Source organism: Sphingomonas sp. PP-CE-3A-406 (assembly GCF_003688625.1).
In the GTDB taxonomy this organism is placed as follows: Bacteria; Pseudomonadota; Alphaproteobacteria; order Sphingomonadales; family Sphingomonadaceae; genus Sphingomonas.
This window is the reverse complement of the sequence record NZ_RCWY01000003.1, coordinates 431,944-449,697: the sequence shown is the minus strand read 5'-3', so window position 1 is coordinate 449,697 and position 17,754 is coordinate 431,944. Positions and strand designations below refer to the sequence as shown.

Sequence of the window (17,754 nt, the reverse complement as noted above, 5' to 3'; positions counted from 1 at the left end):
GGCATGGTTAACGAGGCCCCAGCAAAGACACGCGAGCGACGCGACCGGGATCGCTCCACGGCGCCCCAAGGGGGCGTGCTGCATCAAGGCGTGCTCGGCGGGGCCAAGCTCAATCCGTTCGGCGACCTGCATTCGTTGCAGCATCTCTCGGCACGGTTCGCGCGCGGTTTGCGCGGGGTGTTCGAGCCGTTGTTGCGTCAGGAGGTCCGCTGCTGGGCCGAGCCTTTGGTGGTCCAGCGCTTCACCGATTACCGCGCCGAGCGCAGCGATGCGCTGACCGCGTGGTTGCCGTTGATCATGACGCCGGGGATGGCGCAGGCGCTGTGCATCATGGACGGCAAGTTCGTGCTCGAGATGCTCGACATGTTCTTCGGCGGTACCGGTGCAGCGCCGCACACGTTGCCGACCGAATTCTCGCCCGCCGCCGAGGCGATGGTCGCGCGGATCGGCCAGATGATCGCCGCGCCACTCAAGACCGCGTGGGAGCCGATGGCGCGGTTCGACTTCCTGCCGACGCGGGTCGAGGTGAACCCGGCGATGATCGCCGATCTCGATGGCGAGGATGCGATGATCGTCACGCGCTTCGGCATCGCCGCGGGCGCCGCCAAGCCGGTGTTCCTCGATCTCGTCTATCCCGTTTCCGCGCTGAAGCCGCACGCGCCGTCGCTGACCGCCAAGGTCGTCGGCAAGTCGGCCGAGCCCGATCCAGCTTGGCGCACCGAGCTGACGCGGGCCGCGATGAACGTGCGCTTCCCGATCCGCTCGGTGCTCGCCGAGCCGGTCGTCAAGCTGACGATGCTGATGGACCTGAAGCCCGGCGACGTGATCCCGATCACCATCTCGGGCGACGTGCCGGTGATGGTCGGCAACAACCGGCTCGGCTGCGGCACGGTCGGCACATCGAACGGCTTCGCCGCCATCCAGCTCACCTCGATTACCAGTTTCGACGAAGGATTTGCAGCATGAACGACATGACCGGAGGCTTCCCAGTCGACGCCGCCGTGGCCGCCAATTTCCGGCTGCTCCAGGATGTCGACGTCAAGCTGACCGTCGAGATCGGCTCGACCAGCCTGACGCTGCGCGAACTGCTCGCGCTCGGCGAATCCAGCGTGATCGAACTCGATCGCCAGGCCAACGAACTCCTCGATGTATTCGTCAACGGCACCCTGATCGGCCGCGGCGAAGTGGTGACGGTCGGCGAGCGCTTCGGCGTGCGGATGACCGAGCTCGTGTCGCCCGACAAGCGCGGCTGAACCCGATGCTTTGGACCTATATTCTCAAGCTCGTCATCCTGCTGCCACTGGTGTGCGGCCTGATGTTCGGCTGCCTGTATCTGTGGCGCAAGTTCGAGAGCCGGATCCCGGGCAAGCCATCGACTCGGCTGATCGGCGTCAAGGAAACGATGATGATCTCGCCGGGCCTGCGCCTGGCGGTGATCGATTTCGAAGGCCGCCGGTTGCTCGTCTCGGTCGGCCGCGGCGGCGTGCACCTGATCGACAAGGTCGACGCATGAGCGCGGTCGCTCGTCCGACGGTTACGCGGAAAGGCTCGGGCCCTGCCCTGTTTACCGCGCCGAAGCGCTCCCCGTTTTCCCGCGAACGCGGGAATCCAGGAGCCACGAACGGCGCGATCCGTAACCCTGGATCCCCGCGTTCGCGGGGAAACAGTTTAGTGTGGATAGGCCTCGCCGTCCTCCTCGCACTGTTCCTCGCGATGCCGGCCTTCGCGCAAGGCGTCCCCGCCCCGACCAATCCCGCCGTCGGCGACGCGGTCGATCGCGCGCTCGGCCAGCTCGGTGGCCAGGCCGCGGGCAATACCGGCCAGAGCGGCTCGCTGTCGCTCTCGCTGCAAGTCCTCATCATCATGGGGCTGCTGACGATCCTGCCGGGCATTCTGCTGATGATGACCAGCTTCACGCGGATCATCATCGTGCTCGCGATCCTGCGCCAGGCGCTCGGCCTCCAGCAGACGCCGCCGAACCAGGTGCTGCTCGGGCTTTCGCTGTTCCTGTCGTTCTTCATCATGGCGCCGACGATCAACCAGATCAACACGACCGCGATCCAGCCCTATGCTGCGGGGAAGCTCGCGGGCACGCAGATGATCACTACCGCAGGCGTGCCCTTGCACGCGTTCATGGTCAAGCAGACCCGCGTCAAGGACGTCACGATGTTCGCGCAGATGGCCAAGTCCGGCCCCTACGCGTCATCGCTCGACATCCCCTTCTCCGTGCTGCTCCCCGCGTTCGTCACGTCCGAACTGAAGACCGCGTTCCAGATCGGCTTCCTGATCTTCCTCCCCTTCATCGTCATCGATCTGGTCGTCGCGACCGTGCTGATGTCGCTCGGCATGGCGATGCTCTCGCCGACGATCATCTCGATGCCGTTCAAGTTGCTGCTGTTCGTGCTGGTCGACGGCTGGGCGCTGACGATGGGCAGCCTCGCCAACTCGTTCGCGACGTAGAGCCGATGAACCGTCCTGCACTCCTGTTCGCCCCACACCTACCGTTCGCCCTGAGCGAAGTCGAAGGGCCTGAGACTCCTGTGCTTCGACTTCGCTCAGCACGAAGGGCAGTTTTGTAAGCCATGGACGCGCAATATTTCCTGACCGTCGCGAACCAGACGATGTGGGTGCTGGCGCTCGCCAGTGCACCGATCCTGATTCCGGCGCTGCTCGCGGGGCTGATCCTCGGCATGATCCAGGCGGCGACGTCGATCAACGAGCAGACGCTGTCGTTCGTGCCGAAACTGGTGGTGGTCGCGGTGTCGATCCTGATCTTCGGGAGCTTGATCCTGGGGTTGCTGAGCGATTTCACGATCGGGATCTTCGAGCGCATCCCGGATCTGGTGAAGTGAGGCGCAGCGCCAGCGCGGCCACGCCCGCGCTGCTAGCGCAAGCCCGGCCGGCGGGGCAAAGCTCCCGTCCGACGACGCGGCTTTGCCGCGGCGTGGCACATAATCTGAACAGGAATTCGAACAGCATTGCGCCACGGCAAAGCCGCGTCGTCGGTCCTCGGCCCTGCCGAGGCCGGCCGGGCTTACCCGCGTGGCGCGCAGCGTGCGCGCTCTCGCGGTCTGCGCCATGCTAGGCTTCGGGCTCAGCATCGAGCCCCAGCTCTGGGCGCTCTTCTTCGTGATGATCCGGATCGGCGCGACGTTCATCGCCGCGCCTGTGTTCGGCAACGTCTCGGTGCCCGTCACCGTGCGCGTCACGCTGTCGGGCGCGATCGGGTTCCTCGTGCTCGCGGCGCACCCGATCGTGCCCCCGGAAAACATCTTCAGCGTTCCGACGATGCTGTCCGCCGCCGCCGAAGCGCTGGTCGGGCTCGCGCTCGGCTTCGTGCTCCAGATCGCCTTTGCCGCGCCGATGATCGCGGCGGAAGTCATCGGCGGCGCGATGGGGCTCGGCTTCGCCTCCTCGATCGACCCGCAGAACGGCAAGTCGAGCCCCGCGCTCGGCCAGTTCTTCTCGATCATGCTGACGCTGTTGTTCCTGTCGGTCGACGGCCATCTGATCCTGATCGACCTGATCGTCCGCAGCTACGACGTTCTCCCCCCGGGGGCCGCGTGGATCGGCGTCGAGCGGCTGAAGGCGATCGCGTTCTTCGGCGGCTATGCGTTTCTCGCCGGCCTGCTGCTTGCGCTCCCGGTCGGCTTCCTGCTGCTCTGCCTCAACATCGTCGTCGGCATGCTGAGCCGCGCCGCGCCCGCGCTCAACCTGTTCGCGGTCGGCCTCCCCGCCAGCCTCGCGGTCGGCGTCATCACGCTGGCGATCGCGTTCCCGACGATGGGCGACTACATGCTCGTCATCGTCCGCGAAGGGCTATCGGCGACCGAAAACCTGGTGCTCGGCTGATGGCGGCGGCGGCCCATGTCTGAGGACAGCGGTGAAAAGACCGAATCGCCAACCGCCAAGCGCAAGAAGGATGCGGTCGAGAAGGGCGACATCCTCCGATCGCGCGATTTCGCCACCGCGCTCAGCATGGTCGCGGGTGTCGGCTGGCTGATCTACGCCGGCCCGACGCTGATCACCGCCTGCAAGCAGGTGATGGCATCGAGCTTCCAGTTCACCCACGCCGACGTCGAGGATTTCTCGCCGTGGCGGCCGCTGATGGACGCCGGCGGCAAGCTCGCGCCGTCGCTGATCAGCCTGTTCGTCGTCACCATCGCCGCCGCGATCCTCAGCCAGGCAGGGCTCGGCTCGCTCGGCTTCAACGGCAAGCTGATGGCGCCCAAATACAGCCGGGTCGATCCCGCCGCGGGTCTCAAGCGGATCTTCGGATCGAACGGCTGGATCGAGCTTGGCAAGTCGCTGCTGAAGGTGATCCTGCTCGGCACGATCGGCGGCTGGATGCTGTGGAAGGCGGCGCATACGACGATGGGGCTCGCCTCGTCCGCCGATCTCAACCAGGCGCTGTCGTCGCTCGGCGGCACGTTCAAGGCGATCCTGATCGCGATGGCGTTCGGGCTGTGCGCGATCGCCGGAATCGACCTGCCGATCCAGATCATCCGCCGCCTCGGCAAGATGCGGATGTCGAAGCAGGAGGTGAAGGACGAGCACAAGTCTACCGAGGGCAATGGCGAGGCGAAGGGCCAGATGCGCGCCAAGATGCGCGCGATGGCGAGCGGGGGCTTACGCAAGTCGGTCGCGGAGGCGCATGTCGTGCTGACCAACCCGACGCACTTCGCGGTGGCGCTGCGCTACGATCGCGGCAAGGATCAGGTGCCGGTGGTGGTCGCAAAAGGCCGCGGCGCAACCGCGCTGGCGATCCGCGAACTCGCCGCGGAGGGCCGCGTGCCGGTACTCGAATATCCGATGCTGGCGCGGGCGATCTATTATACCAGCAAGGAAAACCAGGAGGTCCGCGACGACCTCTACATGGCGATCGCAACCGTGCTCGCGTTCGTGTTCGGGCTCAACGTCGCAGCTGGCGGTACCGGGGGCGGGGCAGCCGCGCCGGTCCAGCCGTTCGTCACCGTGCCGAAGGACGCGCGATTCGACGAAAACGGGATGAAACAGGCCTAAACATCGCGGCGGCCCGGCCGTTACTGATCGTAAGCGTGCGCAGTGCAGGGATTTCGCCATGGTAACTTCGACCACCAGCACGACGGCCACGCCGACGCCCACTGCGACCCCCACGCCGAGCGCGACGAGCGTCATCCAGTCGGCGACCCAGGCGCTGCTGACGTCGCTCAACACCGGCTCCGGGATCGATACTTCCACGCTGGTCCCTGCGCTGGTCAACGCGCAATTCGCGACCAAGACCGCGACGTTGAAGGCGAAGGCCGACACGCTCACCGCGCAGATCTCGGGAATCGGTACGATCAAAAGCGCGATCACCGGGTTTTCTACCGCGCTCGCCAATCTGGTGAAGAGCGGCAGTCTCCAGACGCAACCGAGCAGCTCGAACACCACAATCCTGTCCGCAACCGCACTGCCCGGCGCGAAACTATCGGCGCTGGCGGCCAGCGTTACCGTCACGCGCCTCGCCACTGCGCAGGTCGCGCGGACGACGACCGCGGTCGCGGATCGCACCGCCGACCTCGGCACCGGCGCGCTGACGTTGACGATCGGCGGCGGAACCCCGGTATCGATCGCCGTCGGCAACGGCAGCATCGATTCGATCGCATCGGCAATCAACGCCGCGAAGACCGGCGTCACTGCCTCGGTCGTCACCGATGCGAACGGCGGCGCCTATCTGTCGGTCAAGGGCGGCACCGGCGACGCGCAGGCGTTCACGCTGAAGGGCGCCACCGGCGATGCGGTCGACATCGGCGGCGGCGCGACGAAAACCAGCCTCGTCTCGACCGCGCAGAACGCGCAGCTGACGGTCGACGGCATCGCCGTGGAGCGGCCGAGCAACACCATCAGCGATCTGGTTGATGGCGTGAAGCTGCAGCTCAACGCCGTCTCGACGGTCCCGGTCACGCTGGGCAGCACCCCGCCGACCGACGCGCTGACTCAGGCGGTCAACGATGTCGTCGACACCTACAACCAGGTGCTCGCCGCGATCACCGCACAGACCGATCCGATCACCGGCAATCTCCGCTCCGATCCCGCCGCGACCAGCCTGCTGCGATCGTTCAAGGCGCTGTCGTCCAAGGCGCTCGTCGGCGGTGCGGTCTCGGGTATCCCGCGCACGCTGTCGGAGATCGGCGTCGCGACCAGCACCGACGGCACGTTGCGCGTCGATGCGGTGTTGCTCGCCAAACAGATCGCGGCGAACCCCGACACGATCGAATCGATGTTCGCGCCGTCGGGGACCAATGCGCTCGGCCTGTCCGCGACGCTGACCGCGCTGACGACCGGCGCGACCAGCACGCTGACGGGGCTCGGTGCGTCGGCGCTGCGCTACACCGCGGCACAGTCCGTCGTCACCGACCAGCAAGACAAGGTCACCGACCAGTCGGCCCAGATGAACACCCGCCTGACCCAGCAATATGCCAGCATGAATTCGCGCGTGTCGGCGTACAAGTCGACGCAGACCTTCCTCGCCGGCCAGATCGCCCAGTGGAACAAGAGCGACTCGTGACCTACGCAACGACCCTGACCCGCGACCCGTTCGCGACCTATCGCCAGATCGATGCGGTCGGCCGCACCGCGACCGCGGACGGCCCGGCGCTCGTCCAGCTGCTGTACAAGGAGCTGGTCGCCGCGTTGCGGGCCGCCGCCTGGGCCGCCGAAAAGGGCAAGCTCGCGATCAAGAGCGAGCGGGTCACGCGCGCCACCGCGATCCTGTTCGCGCTCGAATCGGGTCTCGATTTCGAAAATGGCGGCGCGGTCGCCGAAACGCTGGCGCGGCTGTACGGCGGCGCGCGGAAAACCATCATCAACGCCTCGATCGGCCTCGATCCCCGCCCGTTCCGCGATTCGGCCGACATGCTCGACGAGATCGCGCAGGCCTGGCGGACCGTCAGCGCGGCGTAGGCTCGAGGATTATCCTACCGCCGGAACCAGTGGCGGGCGGAGAAATATCCCACGACGCCGACCGCGATCACCAGGCACGCCACTGCGATCGCGTCGAACGCCCAGGGTTCCTCGGCATAGGGCAGCCCTTTAACGTTCATCCCGTACAGCCCGGTCAGGAAGGTGAGCGGCAGGAACACCATTGCCGCGATCGAGATGATCAGCGAGCGATTGTCGATCTGCTCGGCGCGCAGATCGGTCAGCGTCTCGTGGACCAGCGCCGAGCGCTCGCGGATCGATTCGAGCTCCTCCGCCATCCGCGCCGCACGATCCGCCGCCGCCGCCAGATGCAGGCGATCGTCGTCGGCGAGCCAATCACCGGGCAGCGCCGCCAGCCTCTCCAGCGCCGCACGCTGCGGATTGAGGAAGCGTTTGTAGCCGATCGCCGCCACGCGCACCTTGCTGACCGTGCGGCGCAGCTCGAACACGCGGTTGGCGTCGAGCTGCTCCTCGCAATCGTCGAGTTCATCGCCGAGCGTCGCCACGTCGGGATCGAGATCGGTGGTGATCGCGGTGGCGAACGCGGCGATCAGATCGCCCGGATCGCGGATCTCGCCGCGCTCGACCATCTTTTCGACCTCGGCGACCGCGATCAGCGGCTTCCGCGTGACCGAGTACACGCGGCCCTTCACCGCCCAGATCCGCACCGAGGCGAGCAGGTCGGAGGTGTCGAGCTCCTCCTTCGATCGCCCGCGCAGATTGACGAACGCGCCGTCGCCGACCGCCTCGCAGCGCGGCCGCGTCTCGGTCGCGGTCAGCGCATCGACGACATAGTCGAGCAGCTTGGCTTCGTCGCGCAGCCAAGTCTGCGCATGCTCGGCAGTGGTCGACAGATGCACCCAGACGAGGTCGGCGATGCAGTCGAGCGCTTCCTTGACATCGACGCGCGTCGCTTCGCCATTGGTGATGCGAAATCCGAAGCCGCTCATCGCGCCATCTCGATCGCGACCGACAGGCCAGTGCCAGGATCGGCGGGCATTGCCGCGCAGTGCCGCGCCGCATCGGCACGCGCGCGATCGAGGATCGCCGCGGGCACGTCAGGGCTATGATAGACCCGGTCGGCGCTCGCCAGCGCACGCGCTTGGCGCAACGTCAGGTCGTCCGGATCGGTGGAGGTGAGGCGGATCGCAACCTGCTCCCCTCCCTGAAAGGGAGGGGTTGGGGGTGGGTAGGCCAGTTGGGAGTCGGCGCGTGCATCAGCGGCCGACCCACCCCCTGCCCCTCCCTTCCAGGGAGGGGAGTCTGGTGTGGCCAGCCATGCGTCGACGTCGTGTGTTGGTGAGAGTGGATCAAGCGCACCGCCCACCCCCATCGCGGTCGCGAGCGCCCGGCGACGCTCGCCCATGTCGGGCCAGCGCTTGCGCAACGCGCCGCGCGCCGCCTGCAACGCCAGCGCGAGTTTGCCGAGATCGGCGGGCACGATCGCTTCCAGCCGCTGCCGCACCGCCGCCGCGAGGCCCGCCGACACCCCGCTCGTCCCAATCGCGATCAACACCGGCGCGCGGTCGACGATCGCCGGCAGCGTGAAGTCGCACAGCGCCGAACGATCGACCGCGTTGACCAGGATGCCGCGCGCCTTCAGCCGCGCCACCGCCGCCAGTGCTTCATCCTCATCGTCGATCGCGACGATCGCGAGCGATGCCGCAGCATCCTCGCCGACCACATCGGCCCCCGCGCGATCGAGCAACCGCCGTTTCGCATCCGCCGCCTCGCCCTCGCCCAGCAGGATCACCGGGCGACCCGCCAGCCTGACGAACAGCGGCAGGCTCTGTAGCGGGACGGAAGCCGTCACCGCTTGAGCCATTCCGGCACGCGCTCGGCAGCGAGGATCGTCTCGGGGTGGATGCGGTCGGCGACCACCGCGAACCGGTCGCCATCGACCAGCACCTCGGGCACCAGCGCACGGCTGTTGTAGGTCGACGCCATCGTCGCACCGTACGCGCCCGCGGTACGGAAGATGCCGAGATCGCCCGACTTCACCGCGTCGATATCGCGCCCCATCGCGAAGGTGTCGCCGGTCTCGCACACCGGCCCGGCGATGTTGGCGGTCATCCGCTCCCCGCTCGGCGCGACCGCGACGAAGTCGTGATACGCGTCGTACATCGCGACGCGCGCGAGGTCGTTCATCGCCGCATCGACGATCACGTACGGGTTCACGACGCCGGGCTTCACCCAGATCACCTCGGTGAGCAGCACGCCGGCATTGCCCGCGATCACGCGCCCCGGTTCGAACATCAGTTCGACGTCCCAGTCGGCGGTCGCGCGCGCGACCATCGCGCCGTACTCGGCAGGGCTCGGCAGCACGTCGCCGGGCTTGTACGGTACGCCGAGCCCGCCGCCGAGATCGACGCGGCTGATCGTGTGACCGGCAGCACGCAGCTCCGCGACCAGCTCGCCGATCCGCGCATAGGCGGCTTCGAGCGGCGCGAGATCAGCGAGCTGGCTGCCGATGTGGATCGCGACGCCGCGCAAGTTCAGGCCGTCATGCTTCGACAGGCGATCGAACATGGCGACCGCCTGATCGATCGCGACGCCGAACTTGTTCTCCTTGCGCCCCGTCGAAATCTTCGCGTGCGTGCCGGCGTCGACGTCGGGGTTCACGCGAAGCACCGCCGGCGCGCGTTCGCCGCGGGCGTGGGCGAGCGCGGCAAGGACTTCGCCCTCCTCCTCCAGCTCCAGATTGAACTGGCCGATACCCGCATCGAGCGCCTGCGCCAGTTCGCGCCGCGTCTTGCCGACGCCCGAGAACACGATGTCCGACGCTGGTATTCCCGCCGCCAGCGCGCGTTGCATCTCGCCGGCCGAGACGACATCGGCACCATAGCCCTCGTCGGCCAGTACGCGCAGCACCGCGACGTTGGGATTGGCCTTGATCGCATAGGCCAGATGCACGCGCCCGGCGCCCTTCAGCGCATCGCGAAACACCTGCGCGTGGCGGCGGAAGGTGGCGGTCGAATAGACGTAGACGGGCGTGCCGACAGCCTCGGCGATCGCCGGCAGGGCGACGTCCTCGGCGTGCATGATACCGTCACGATAGGCGAAATGGTCCATGAATCAGGTCTTCAATTGGGCGGCGGCAGGTCGAACTCGTCGCTACGCCGCTCGTCGGATTGGGTCAGCAGCTCGTCGCTGCGCTTGGGGCGTTGCTGCGTGGTGGGCGTCAGCAACTGCGCCGGCGTCGGCCGGGTCTTCGCACCATAGGGCGCGACTGGCAGCATCTTGCCCTCGGCCGGTTTCAAGCCGTCCGCCGCACCGCACCCGGACAAGGCCAACGCCAGTCCCGCCAATCCAACACACCGCTTCATGCCGTCTCTCCCCGAGCCGCGCGGATCGCGGCACGTACATTGTCGGGCGCGGTGCCGCCGAAGCTGGTCCGGCTGGCGACCGACGCATCGACCGAGAGCACGCCGTACACGCGTTCGTCGATCCGCGCATCGATTGCCTTCAGGTCCTCGATCGGCAGCGCATCGAGCGCGACTTTCCGCTCCTCGGCCAGCTTCACCGCGCGCCCGGTCACGTGATGCGCCTCGCGGAACGGAAGCCCGGCCTCGCGCACCAGCCAGTCGGCGAGATCGGTCGCGGTCGCAAAGCCGCTCTCCGCCAGCCCACGCATCCGATCGGTGCGGAACGTCGCGCTCTCGACCATCCCGGTCATCGCCGCGATCGACAGCGCGAGCAGGTCGTGCGCCTCGAACACCGGCGGCTTGTCGTCCTGCATGTCCTTCGAATAGGCGAGCGGCAGGCCCTTCATCGTCACCATCAGCGCGGTCATGCAGCCCAGGATCCGCCCGGCATGCCCGCGCACCAGTTCGGCCGCATCGGGATTGCGCTTCTGCGGCATGATCGAGCTGCCGGTCGACCATTGATCGCTGAGCGCGACGAACCCGAACGGCTGCGACGCCCACAGCACGAACTCCTCGGCGAGGCGCGATAGGTGCAGCGAGGTCTGCGTCGCGGCGGTGAGATACTCGATCGCGAAGTCGCGGTCGCTCACCCCGTCGAGCGAATTGGTCATCGGGCCGTCGAAGCCAAGCGCCTCGGCGGTCATCGCGCGGTCGATCGGAAAGCCCGTCCCCGCCAGCGCCGCCGAGCCCAGCGGCGACCGGTTCATCCTTGCGCGCGCATCGGCAAACCGCCCGACATCACGCGAAATCATCGCGTGATACGCCATCAGGTGATGCCCCAGCGTCACCGGCTGCGCGGACTGGAGGTGCGTAAAGCCTGGCATAACACTCGCCGCATGCTCTTCCGCCCGCGCGAGCAGTGCCGCCTGGAACCCGGCGAGCGCCGCCAGCGCCTGGTCGATCGCATCGCGCACCCACAGCCGGAAATCGGTCGCGACCTGGTCGTTGCGCGACCGCGCGGTATGTAGCCGCCCGGCGACCGGACCGATCGCATCGGCCAGCCGCGCCTCGGTCTGCATGTGGATATCCTCAAGGACCAGATCCTCCTCGACGCCGTGCTCGGCATAATGCGCCGCTACCGTGTCGAGCCCCGCCGAGATCGTCGCGGCGTCCTCCGCCGAAACGATGCCCTGCTTGCCGAGCATGGCGACATGCGCCTTCGAACCGGCAATATCCTGCTGCCAGAGCCGCTTGTCGAAGGGAATGGAGGCGTTTATCTCGCGCATGACCGCTGCCGGTCCTTCGGCGAACCGCCCGCCCCACATCGAATTGGAACCGTCCATGTTCTCGAATCCTGTGTTCAATTCGCTGTTAAAGTCTGGGCCGATCGCCGCCGTGATGGGGATGGGCCTGCTGGTCGCCGGCTGCGATAGGAAATCGCCCGCGCCGGAGCAAGCAAACGTCGTTGCGGCGAACACGGCGTCCGCCGACGAGGTCGCGTCCGGCCCTGCCCCCGACGAGGCGACCGGCCCCGCCACCCCCGCCGAAAAGCTCGACCGCAGCCACAAGGGCGAGACCGGCCCGACCGCCGCCTTCACCGCGCCGGACGGCAAGTCGGTCACGCTCGCCACGTTCAAGGGCAAGCCGTTGCTCCTCAACATGTGGGCGACCTGGTGTGCGCCGTGCGTCGCGGAAATGCCGACGCTCGACTCCGCGGCGAAGTCGCTCGCCGGCAAGGTGCAAGTGATCGCGGTCAGCCAGGACATGCAGGGCGCGGAGAAGGTGACGCCGTTCTTCGCGGCGAAGAAGTTCACGACGCTGAAGCCGTATCTTGATCCGAAGCTCGGCCTCAGCCTTGCCTATCAGGCGAACCTGCCGACCACGATCCTGTACGATTCGGCGGGCAAGGAAGTGTGGCGGATGACCGGCGGCTACGAATGGAACACGCTCGCTGCCGCCAAGCTGATCGCCGAAGCGTCCTGATCGGGTCGCGGCCGCGTCAGTCGTCGAGCGCGGACCTATATACCCGGTCGACCGCATCAACCATCTTCTCCGCGGTATATTCGGCGATGAAGCGCGCATGGCCCCGCTCGCCCCATTCGGGCAACGTGGCAGGGTCCAGCGCTTCCAATGTCCGGCGCAGCGCGGCCGCATCGTTTGCCGGGAAGCTCACGCCGTAGCGTCCGCCGTCGAGAATGTCGTTCAGCCCGCCCGCGGTCGACGCGATCACCGCGCGGCGGACTCGCATCGCCTCGATCGCGACCAGACCGAAGCCCTCCCAGCGCGACGGCACGATGATCGCATCCGCCGCCATCATCTCGGCGACCACGCCATTGCGGTCGCGCCACCCGACATAGTCGACGAAATCGGGTTTCGGGCTGCTCGTATCCGTCGACAGCACCGCCTGCCCGACGATTCGCAGCGCATAGCGATCACCGAGTCCGGCGATCGCCTCCAGGAGCAGATCGAGCCCCTTCTGCCGGTCGAGCCGCCCGACGAACAACAGCTTGATCCGGGAGTCGTCCCAGCGCGCCGGCGCGACCGCGGGCGGAGCCGCGGCGATCGCGTTGTTGATCGTTACCAGCTTGCGCTCGGGCAAGCCGGCCTCGACCGCGACGTCACGTTCGTGCGGCGAGATCAGGATGATGCGGTCCGCCGCCCTTGCCAGATAACGCTCGACCGCGACGATGAAGCGCCGCACGTTCGGCGAGACCTGCATGCTGAACGCCCAACCATGCGGACAGAACAGCACGCGAGGGCGACGCCCGAAGCGCATGATCCGCGTGATCACGCCCGCGCCGAACGAATGCGCGTGGACGATGTCCGGACGCGTCGCACGCCGCACGCGTCGATACGCGAAGAACAGTTTCGCCATCCCGCGCAGCCGGTTGGGCCGATCGAAGAATTCGAACCGGATCTCGCTGTCGCGCAGCCGCGGCTCGATATGGTCGCGGTGCTGCTCGGGCATCAGCAGCGTCAGCGCGGCGGGGCCGTAAAGCTCTGCCTGCGGGGTCAGCAGTTCGGCGAGAAAGCTCCCCGTCCCGCCGATGATGCTGTCGCACACATGCAGCACGCGGGGCGCGGCGCCATCCCCGCGCGGTCCGGTCGACACGGCCATGCGATCAGACGAGGACGGTGCCGGTGATCGGAATGCCGTGTTGGTCGAGCACTTCGATCAGCCCGCGCACGTCGCTGCGCTTGGTCCGGTGTTTGCGGACGACGATCACCGCCGCGTCGAAACCGCTGATCGCATCGGCGATGCTGGTCGCACCGTTGGTCGAATGGATCGCGGCGACGGCCAGCATCTGGCCGCTCGAGGTCGCGACCGCATCATGCTGTTCGAGCAGCGACCGACGCTCGATCGGCTCGCCGCTGCCGCCATCCGATCCGGTCCCCTGCACCAGCAGGCCCGGGATCGCGGTGCCCTGGTGATCGGCATGATCGGCCAGCTGGAACAGGCTCGCGATCCGCGGATGCGCACGATTGGTGTCGACGATCAGCGTGTGCGATCCGGCCTGCGCCATCACCACGCCGATATTGGCGGCCAGCACGGCGAGCGCCTCGTCGCAATCGACGCCGATCAGCGCACACGCGCGCGACCGGCGATCGGTCTCGCCGTAGCTCTGCAGGATCGAGCTGCGGATCGCGCGCGCCGCCACCACATAGGGCGTGTCGGCCGCATAGGCCGCGACGACCAGCGGATCGACGCTGCCGGGGGCGACATGGGACGATCCGGTATCGTCGCCGTCGGAACGAAACGATGCGGGACCAGTGGTCGAACGAAGCCTCACGCTATTGCCTCCTTGCGCGGGGCTCGCCAGCCCGTTGTCCCGCTTTCGATGTCGGTCATGTCGGCGATCACGTCGAGATCGAGCGCACGCGCGGTCCCCGACGGGGTCCGCAGCCGCGGCGTGAGCATTTCCTGCCCGATCGCCGAGGCGAGCCCGGCACCCGCACCCAGCACGATCGCCGCGATCACCCACAGGATCAGGTTCGGCTTGGACGGCAGCGTCGGCGCCACTGCGCGATCGAGACGGCTCGCATTGGCCTGCGACACCTCGGATTGCAGCGTCGCCTCGTTGTAGCGCTGGCGCACCGTGTCGTAGGTCGCCCGCGCCGCATCGACGTCGCGCTGCAGCACGTTCAGCTGGTCCTGCACACCCGACAGCGCGAGCATGCGCGTCTGCTGTGCCGCCAGATCGGCACGGATCTGCGACTCGCGCCGGCCCGCTGCCGAGCTCGAGGCGGTCAACGCCTGCGCCTGGATCGATCGCGCCGATTCGAGCTGGCTGCGCAGCGCCGCCAGCTGCGCGTTGGCGGCCAGCATGTCGGGGTGATTCGGACCAAGCGTCTTCGACAGTTCGGCGACCTTGCCCGCCTGCATACCGCTCTCGCGCTGAAGGTCCTGGACGATCGTCGACTGCGCGACCTCGGGCTGCGCGGTCGACCCCGATTTGGACTGCGCGACCGCCGCGGCGGCCTGTGCGGAGACCAGCTCGGTCGACAGGTTGCGGACGCGGTCGGCCTCGACGTCCATCCGGTTCATGCCGACGATGCCGTGCTGACGCTGGAAGTTGGACAAGCGCGACTGCGCCGCTTCGAGCCGGTCACGGACGTCGCGAGTCCGCGCGTCGTACCATTTGGCGTTACCCTGCGCGCTGCCGCTGCGCAGCGTCACCTGCTTGGTCAGGAACGTGTCGACGATCAGGTTCAGCGTCTTGGCCGCCTGCTCGGGCGTGTTCGCGGTCAGGCTGAGCCGGATCACGTTGCTGCCCTTCTCGTTGCTGATCGCGAGATCGCGGCGCAGCATGACAAGGCCGTTCTGGGTCCGCTCTGCCGGCGTATCGCCCAGCTTCGCGCTCTGGAACTGCGGGCTGCGGCGAATGACCTCGCCGAGCACGGCATCGCTGCGGATGATGTCCTCCTGCGTGCCGATCACCGATTCGAGCACCGAACTATTGTCGGAACCCGTCACGCTGTTGGCGCTGACCGGATCGCGCTGGGTCAGATCGACCAGCACCGACGACGACGCGGTGTAGGCGCGGGGACGCGTGAAGCCGAGCACGGCGATGGCGAGAAACACCAGGCCGCCCACGATCAGGACAAGCCGGAGCCTATACCGGATCGCGCTTACCAAGTCAGTGAAACCGATCACAGATCACGCACTCCCCGTTCCAGAACAGTTCGCAGATCGTCGAGCCCGGGGGTCTTGATCCGGGTCGGATCGATCCTGCGATTATACACAAGCAGATAGAATTGCGGCGCCAGCGTATCGTCGAAATAATAGCTGCCTTCGATCGCGCTGGCATGCAGGATCGGGCTCAACGCGGCGAACGCCGCTGCGATCGTCGCATCGTCATGGCCGTCTTCGTCGAGCACCAGGACCACCTCGGTGCGTTCGATCCGGGTCCGCATCGCCGCCGCGAGGCAGATGACCGCGGCCGCCGTCGCGATCTGCTTCGGCAGGCGCTGGATATCGGCGACCACCGCGGCGGCGCGCGGGCTCAGCGCACTCCACTCGGCATAGGCGTCGACCAGACCCTGCTGGACCACCGCGTCGTCGATATGATCCTGACCTGCGCGGCTTGCCGCTATCGCGCAATTCGATCCGAACAACCGCAGATGATAGGGCGACCCAACCGCGGACCGCGAGATCCTGGTGGCGGCAGCGTCGTCGATCGTCATGCCCGCGGTCTCGCAGCAGCGCAGCAGCAGCGCCTTGAGCTGCTCGGTCTCGATCCCGCCGATCGGCACCGACACGATATGCCGGCGGAGCGACGGATGCCCCTCGATCAGGTCCTCGAGATTGGCGGCGATGCCGACCGCGACGATCCGCACCGGCGAGCGCATGTCGGACAGCAGCTTCATCAGCGTCGCCATCTCGGTCTTGGTCGCCAGGTTCTCGATCCGGTCGAACTCGTCGAGCACGAGGATCGTCGGCCGGCGAACCTTTTCCGCAAGGATGCTGGCCACCTGTCGCGCGTCGAACGGCGCGTTGAGCAGCGGCTGGATATCGATCCGCCGCACGCCCTCGCCGGGGATCGACATCAGCTCGACGAGGTACGGACGGCACAGCTCGGAGAAATCGATGTCGCCACCGGCCAGGTTGTACAGGACCGTCGCCCCGGCCTCGTCCGCCAGATCGCCGAACACGCGCGACAGCGACGTCTTGCCCGACCCGCGTGCGCCGAACACGATGCCGTGCTTGCCATGCTCGAGGACCGCCTCGACGAGCCGGTCGAGCTCGCGCGCGCGCCCGGCCAGACCGGCGCGGTGCTCGACCGGCATCCCGGCATCGAACGCCGCATGGATACGAGTCCGCTGCGAGCTGATCGCCATGATGCCCGCGTTCGCGCGCGCTGGTTGCGATACCGCACCGGGAATCGGTTGCGTCGCCGACCCCGGACGCGCACCTGGACGCACCGTTGCAGAGGCTTCCTGAACGGGCGTGCCGACCGCGATACGCAGGTCGGGCAGGCTCGACATCGGAGGCTCGGGATCGAGCAGACCGGACAGCCAGTCACGGAGGCGTGCGAAGAAGCTCACGCGTGGCTCCCCCGCGTTTCGATCAGGAACGGGATCATCACGATCAGAACCACTTTTCCTTGATGACCAGCACGTCTTCGGGCTGGACCACCATGTCGAGATCGGGCTTGTCGATCTTCTGACCGCCGCGCCGCACTTCGATCCGCTTGACCGAACCGGCCAGCGTCGGCCCGCCGGCGAGCGCCAGCGCCTGGCGGAAGGTCATGCCGGGCTGGATCGGATAGGCGCCGCCCTTGTTGACTTCGCCGTAGACATAGACCGATTCGGCGGTCGGCACGAACAGCGTATCGCCCGGCTGGACCATGCGCGACGCGCCGCCTACCAGATCGGCGAGCGAGATGCGGACCGGCTGGCCACCGACCGGGGTCAGGATCACGGCGTTGGCGCCGTCGATCCGCGGCCCGCCCGCGCGCGCGACCATCGCCGAGACGGTATAGGGACGATCGATCGGATAGAGACCCGAATTGGGCACCGCACCCAGCACGGTCGCGGTCTTGCTGGCATAGGCGGTGATCTCGACGTTGATCGAGGGCTTGCTCAGATAGCCACCGCGGACATACGCCTGCGACAATTCGGTGCCGAGCTGCGCGGTCGTCTTGCCCGCCGCCTGGACAACGCCGAGGAACGGCGCGGTGATCGTGCCGTCGGCGCGGATCCGGGTCTTCGACGACATCGAATCTTGCCCGAACACGGTGACCGAAATCTCGTCGTTGGGCCCGAGCACGTACGAGCTTGCCGGCGTGACGGGTCCCTGACCCACGCCTGTCTGGCCGACGCCTGTCTGACCAACGGGTGCATTGGCGACCTGCGCCTGCGCCTGCACGAGCGGCACCGCGGACAACGCCACTGCGCCAGCCAGGCGTACGAAGTGCCAGCTAACTGTCATGATGTGCCTCGTCAT

At 67.4% G+C, this 17,754-nt stretch carries 20 protein-coding genes; 10 read left to right on the top strand and 10 right to left on the bottom strand.

Going from position 1 to position 17,754, the window contains the following annotated elements:
- Window positions 1-3: 3 nt before the first annotated feature.
- The 9 genes from C8J44_RS14040 to C8J44_RS14000 all read left to right on the top strand — a co-directional run bounded on the left by C8J44_RS14040 (window position 4) and on the right by C8J44_RS14000 (window position 6,924).
- Window positions 4-966, top strand: a complete 963-nt coding sequence (locus C8J44_RS14040; protein ID WP_121905008.1) for a flagellar motor switch protein FliM — start codon at window positions 4-6, stop codon at window positions 964-966.
- Entirely contained in the window at window positions 963-1,253 is a 291-nt protein-coding gene (gene fliN, locus C8J44_RS14035; RefSeq protein ID WP_056054132.1) for a flagellar motor switch protein FliN, read from the top strand. Before C8J44_RS14040 ends, fliN begins: the two co-directional genes overlap by 4 nt.
- Before the next feature lie 5 nt (window positions 1,254-1,258).
- The gene (locus tag C8J44_RS14030; RefSeq protein WP_056054129.1) at window positions 1,259-1,513 is read left to right on the top strand and encodes a flagellar biosynthetic protein FliO; all 255 of its coding nucleotides are present in this window, start codon (window positions 1,259-1,261) and stop codon (window positions 1,511-1,513) included.
- A 200-nt stretch (window positions 1,514-1,713) separates the two neighbouring features.
- The gene (gene fliP, locus C8J44_RS14025) at window positions 1,714-2,460 is read left to right on the top strand and encodes a flagellar type III secretion system pore protein FliP (protein WP_183128832.1); all 747 of its coding nucleotides are present in this window, start codon (window positions 1,714-1,716) and stop codon (window positions 2,458-2,460) included.
- 122 nt (window positions 2,461-2,582) lie between these two features.
- On the top strand, window positions 2,583-2,852 hold the full coding sequence (fliQ, locus tag C8J44_RS14020; protein WP_055874447.1) for a flagellar biosynthesis protein FliQ: 270 nt from the start codon (window positions 2,583-2,585) through the stop codon (window positions 2,850-2,852).
- A gap of 226 nt (window positions 2,853-3,078) precedes the next feature.
- Window positions 3,079-3,852, top strand: coding sequence for a flagellar biosynthetic protein FliR (gene fliR / locus C8J44_RS14015; RefSeq protein WP_121885885.1), 774 nt, complete (start codon window positions 3,079-3,081; stop codon window positions 3,850-3,852).
- Window positions 3,853-3,867: 15 nt separating this feature from the next.
- Window positions 3,868-5,022, top strand: coding sequence for a flagellar type III secretion system protein FlhB (gene flhB, locus C8J44_RS14010; protein ID WP_056054124.1), 1,155 nt, complete (start codon window positions 3,868-3,870; stop codon window positions 5,020-5,022).
- 58 nt (window positions 5,023-5,080) lie between these two features.
- Window positions 5,081-6,529 (top strand): flagellar filament capping protein FliD, encoded by a 1,449-nt coding sequence (gene fliD / locus C8J44_RS14005; protein ID WP_121905007.1) that lies wholly within the window; start codon window positions 5,081-5,083, stop codon window positions 6,527-6,529.
- Window positions 6,526-6,924, top strand: coding sequence for a flagellar protein FliS (locus C8J44_RS14000; RefSeq protein WP_056054118.1), 399 nt, complete (start codon window positions 6,526-6,528; stop codon window positions 6,922-6,924). The genes fliD and C8J44_RS14000 overlap by 4 nt, the downstream gene beginning before the upstream one ends.
- A gap of 14 nt (window positions 6,925-6,938) precedes the next feature.
- On the opposite strand, the gene C8J44_RS13995 is transcribed toward C8J44_RS14000, so the two are convergent.
- From C8J44_RS13995 to argH, 5 genes are read right to left on the bottom strand one after another with little or no spacing between them, the layout of a single operon-like run.
- Window positions 6,939-7,892 carry a zinc transporter ZntB gene (locus C8J44_RS13995; RefSeq protein ID WP_121905006.1) on the bottom strand — a complete coding sequence of 318 codons (954 nt, stop codon included), beginning with the start codon at window positions 7,890-7,892 and terminating at the stop codon, window positions 6,939-6,941.
- On the bottom strand, window positions 7,889-8,755 hold the full coding sequence (locus C8J44_RS13990; RefSeq protein ID WP_259466873.1) for a bifunctional precorrin-2 dehydrogenase/sirohydrochlorin ferrochelatase: 867 nt from the start codon (window positions 8,753-8,755) through the stop codon (window positions 7,889-7,891). The genes C8J44_RS13995 and C8J44_RS13990 overlap by 4 nt, the downstream gene beginning before the upstream one ends.
- Window positions 8,752-10,014 carry a diaminopimelate decarboxylase gene (gene lysA / locus C8J44_RS13985; protein WP_121905004.1) on the bottom strand — a complete coding sequence of 421 codons (1,263 nt, stop codon included), beginning with the start codon at window positions 10,012-10,014 and terminating at the stop codon, window positions 8,752-8,754. Before lysA ends, C8J44_RS13990 begins: the two co-directional genes overlap by 4 nt.
- Before the next feature lie 11 nt (window positions 10,015-10,025).
- The gene (locus tag C8J44_RS13980) at window positions 10,026-10,268 is read right to left on the bottom strand and encodes a hypothetical protein (RefSeq protein ID WP_056054108.1); all 243 of its coding nucleotides are present in this window, start codon (window positions 10,266-10,268) and stop codon (window positions 10,026-10,028) included.
- The gene (gene argH / locus C8J44_RS13975; RefSeq protein ID WP_121905003.1) at window positions 10,265-11,632 is read right to left on the bottom strand and encodes an argininosuccinate lyase; all 1,368 of its coding nucleotides are present in this window, start codon (window positions 11,630-11,632) and stop codon (window positions 10,265-10,267) included. The genes C8J44_RS13980 and argH overlap by 4 nt, the downstream gene beginning before the upstream one ends.
- Window positions 11,633-11,648: 16 nt before the next feature.
- Between argH and C8J44_RS13970 the strand changes: the two genes are divergently transcribed.
- Window positions 11,649-12,290: a TlpA disulfide reductase family protein gene (locus tag C8J44_RS13970; protein ID WP_259466871.1), complete on the top strand. Its 642-nt coding sequence runs from the start codon at window positions 11,649-11,651 to the stop codon at window positions 12,288-12,290.
- Window positions 12,291-12,306: 16 nt separating this feature from the next.
- On the opposite strand, the gene C8J44_RS13965 is transcribed toward C8J44_RS13970, so the two are convergent.
- Genes C8J44_RS13965 through C8J44_RS13945 form a run of 5 tightly spaced genes read right to left on the bottom strand, consistent with a single transcriptional unit; the run spans window position 12,307 to window position 17,739 of the window.
- Window positions 12,307-13,419, bottom strand: coding sequence for a glycosyltransferase (locus tag C8J44_RS13965; RefSeq protein ID WP_183128792.1), 1,113 nt, complete (start codon window positions 13,417-13,419; stop codon window positions 12,307-12,309).
- 10 nt (window positions 13,420-13,429) lie between these two features.
- Window positions 13,430-14,098, bottom strand: coding sequence for a hypothetical protein (locus C8J44_RS13960; RefSeq protein ID WP_056054098.1), 669 nt, complete (start codon window positions 14,096-14,098; stop codon window positions 13,430-13,432).
- Window positions 14,095-15,462 carry a GNVR domain-containing protein gene (locus tag C8J44_RS13955; RefSeq protein ID WP_060526192.1) on the bottom strand — a complete coding sequence of 456 codons (1,368 nt, stop codon included), beginning with the start codon at window positions 15,460-15,462 and terminating at the stop codon, window positions 14,095-14,097. The genes C8J44_RS13960 and C8J44_RS13955 overlap by 4 nt, the downstream gene beginning before the upstream one ends.
- Window positions 15,459-16,853, bottom strand: a complete 1,395-nt coding sequence (locus C8J44_RS13950) for an ATP-binding protein (RefSeq protein WP_121905001.1) — start codon at window positions 16,851-16,853, stop codon at window positions 15,459-15,461. The genes C8J44_RS13955 and C8J44_RS13950 overlap by 4 nt, the downstream gene beginning before the upstream one ends.
- A 43-nt stretch (window positions 16,854-16,896) precedes the next feature.
- A complete protein-coding gene (locus C8J44_RS13945; RefSeq protein WP_121905000.1) occupies window positions 16,897-17,739 on the bottom strand; it encodes a polysaccharide biosynthesis/export family protein in 843 nt (280 codons plus the stop codon).
- Between the last annotated feature and the right edge of the window lie 15 nt (window positions 17,740-17,754).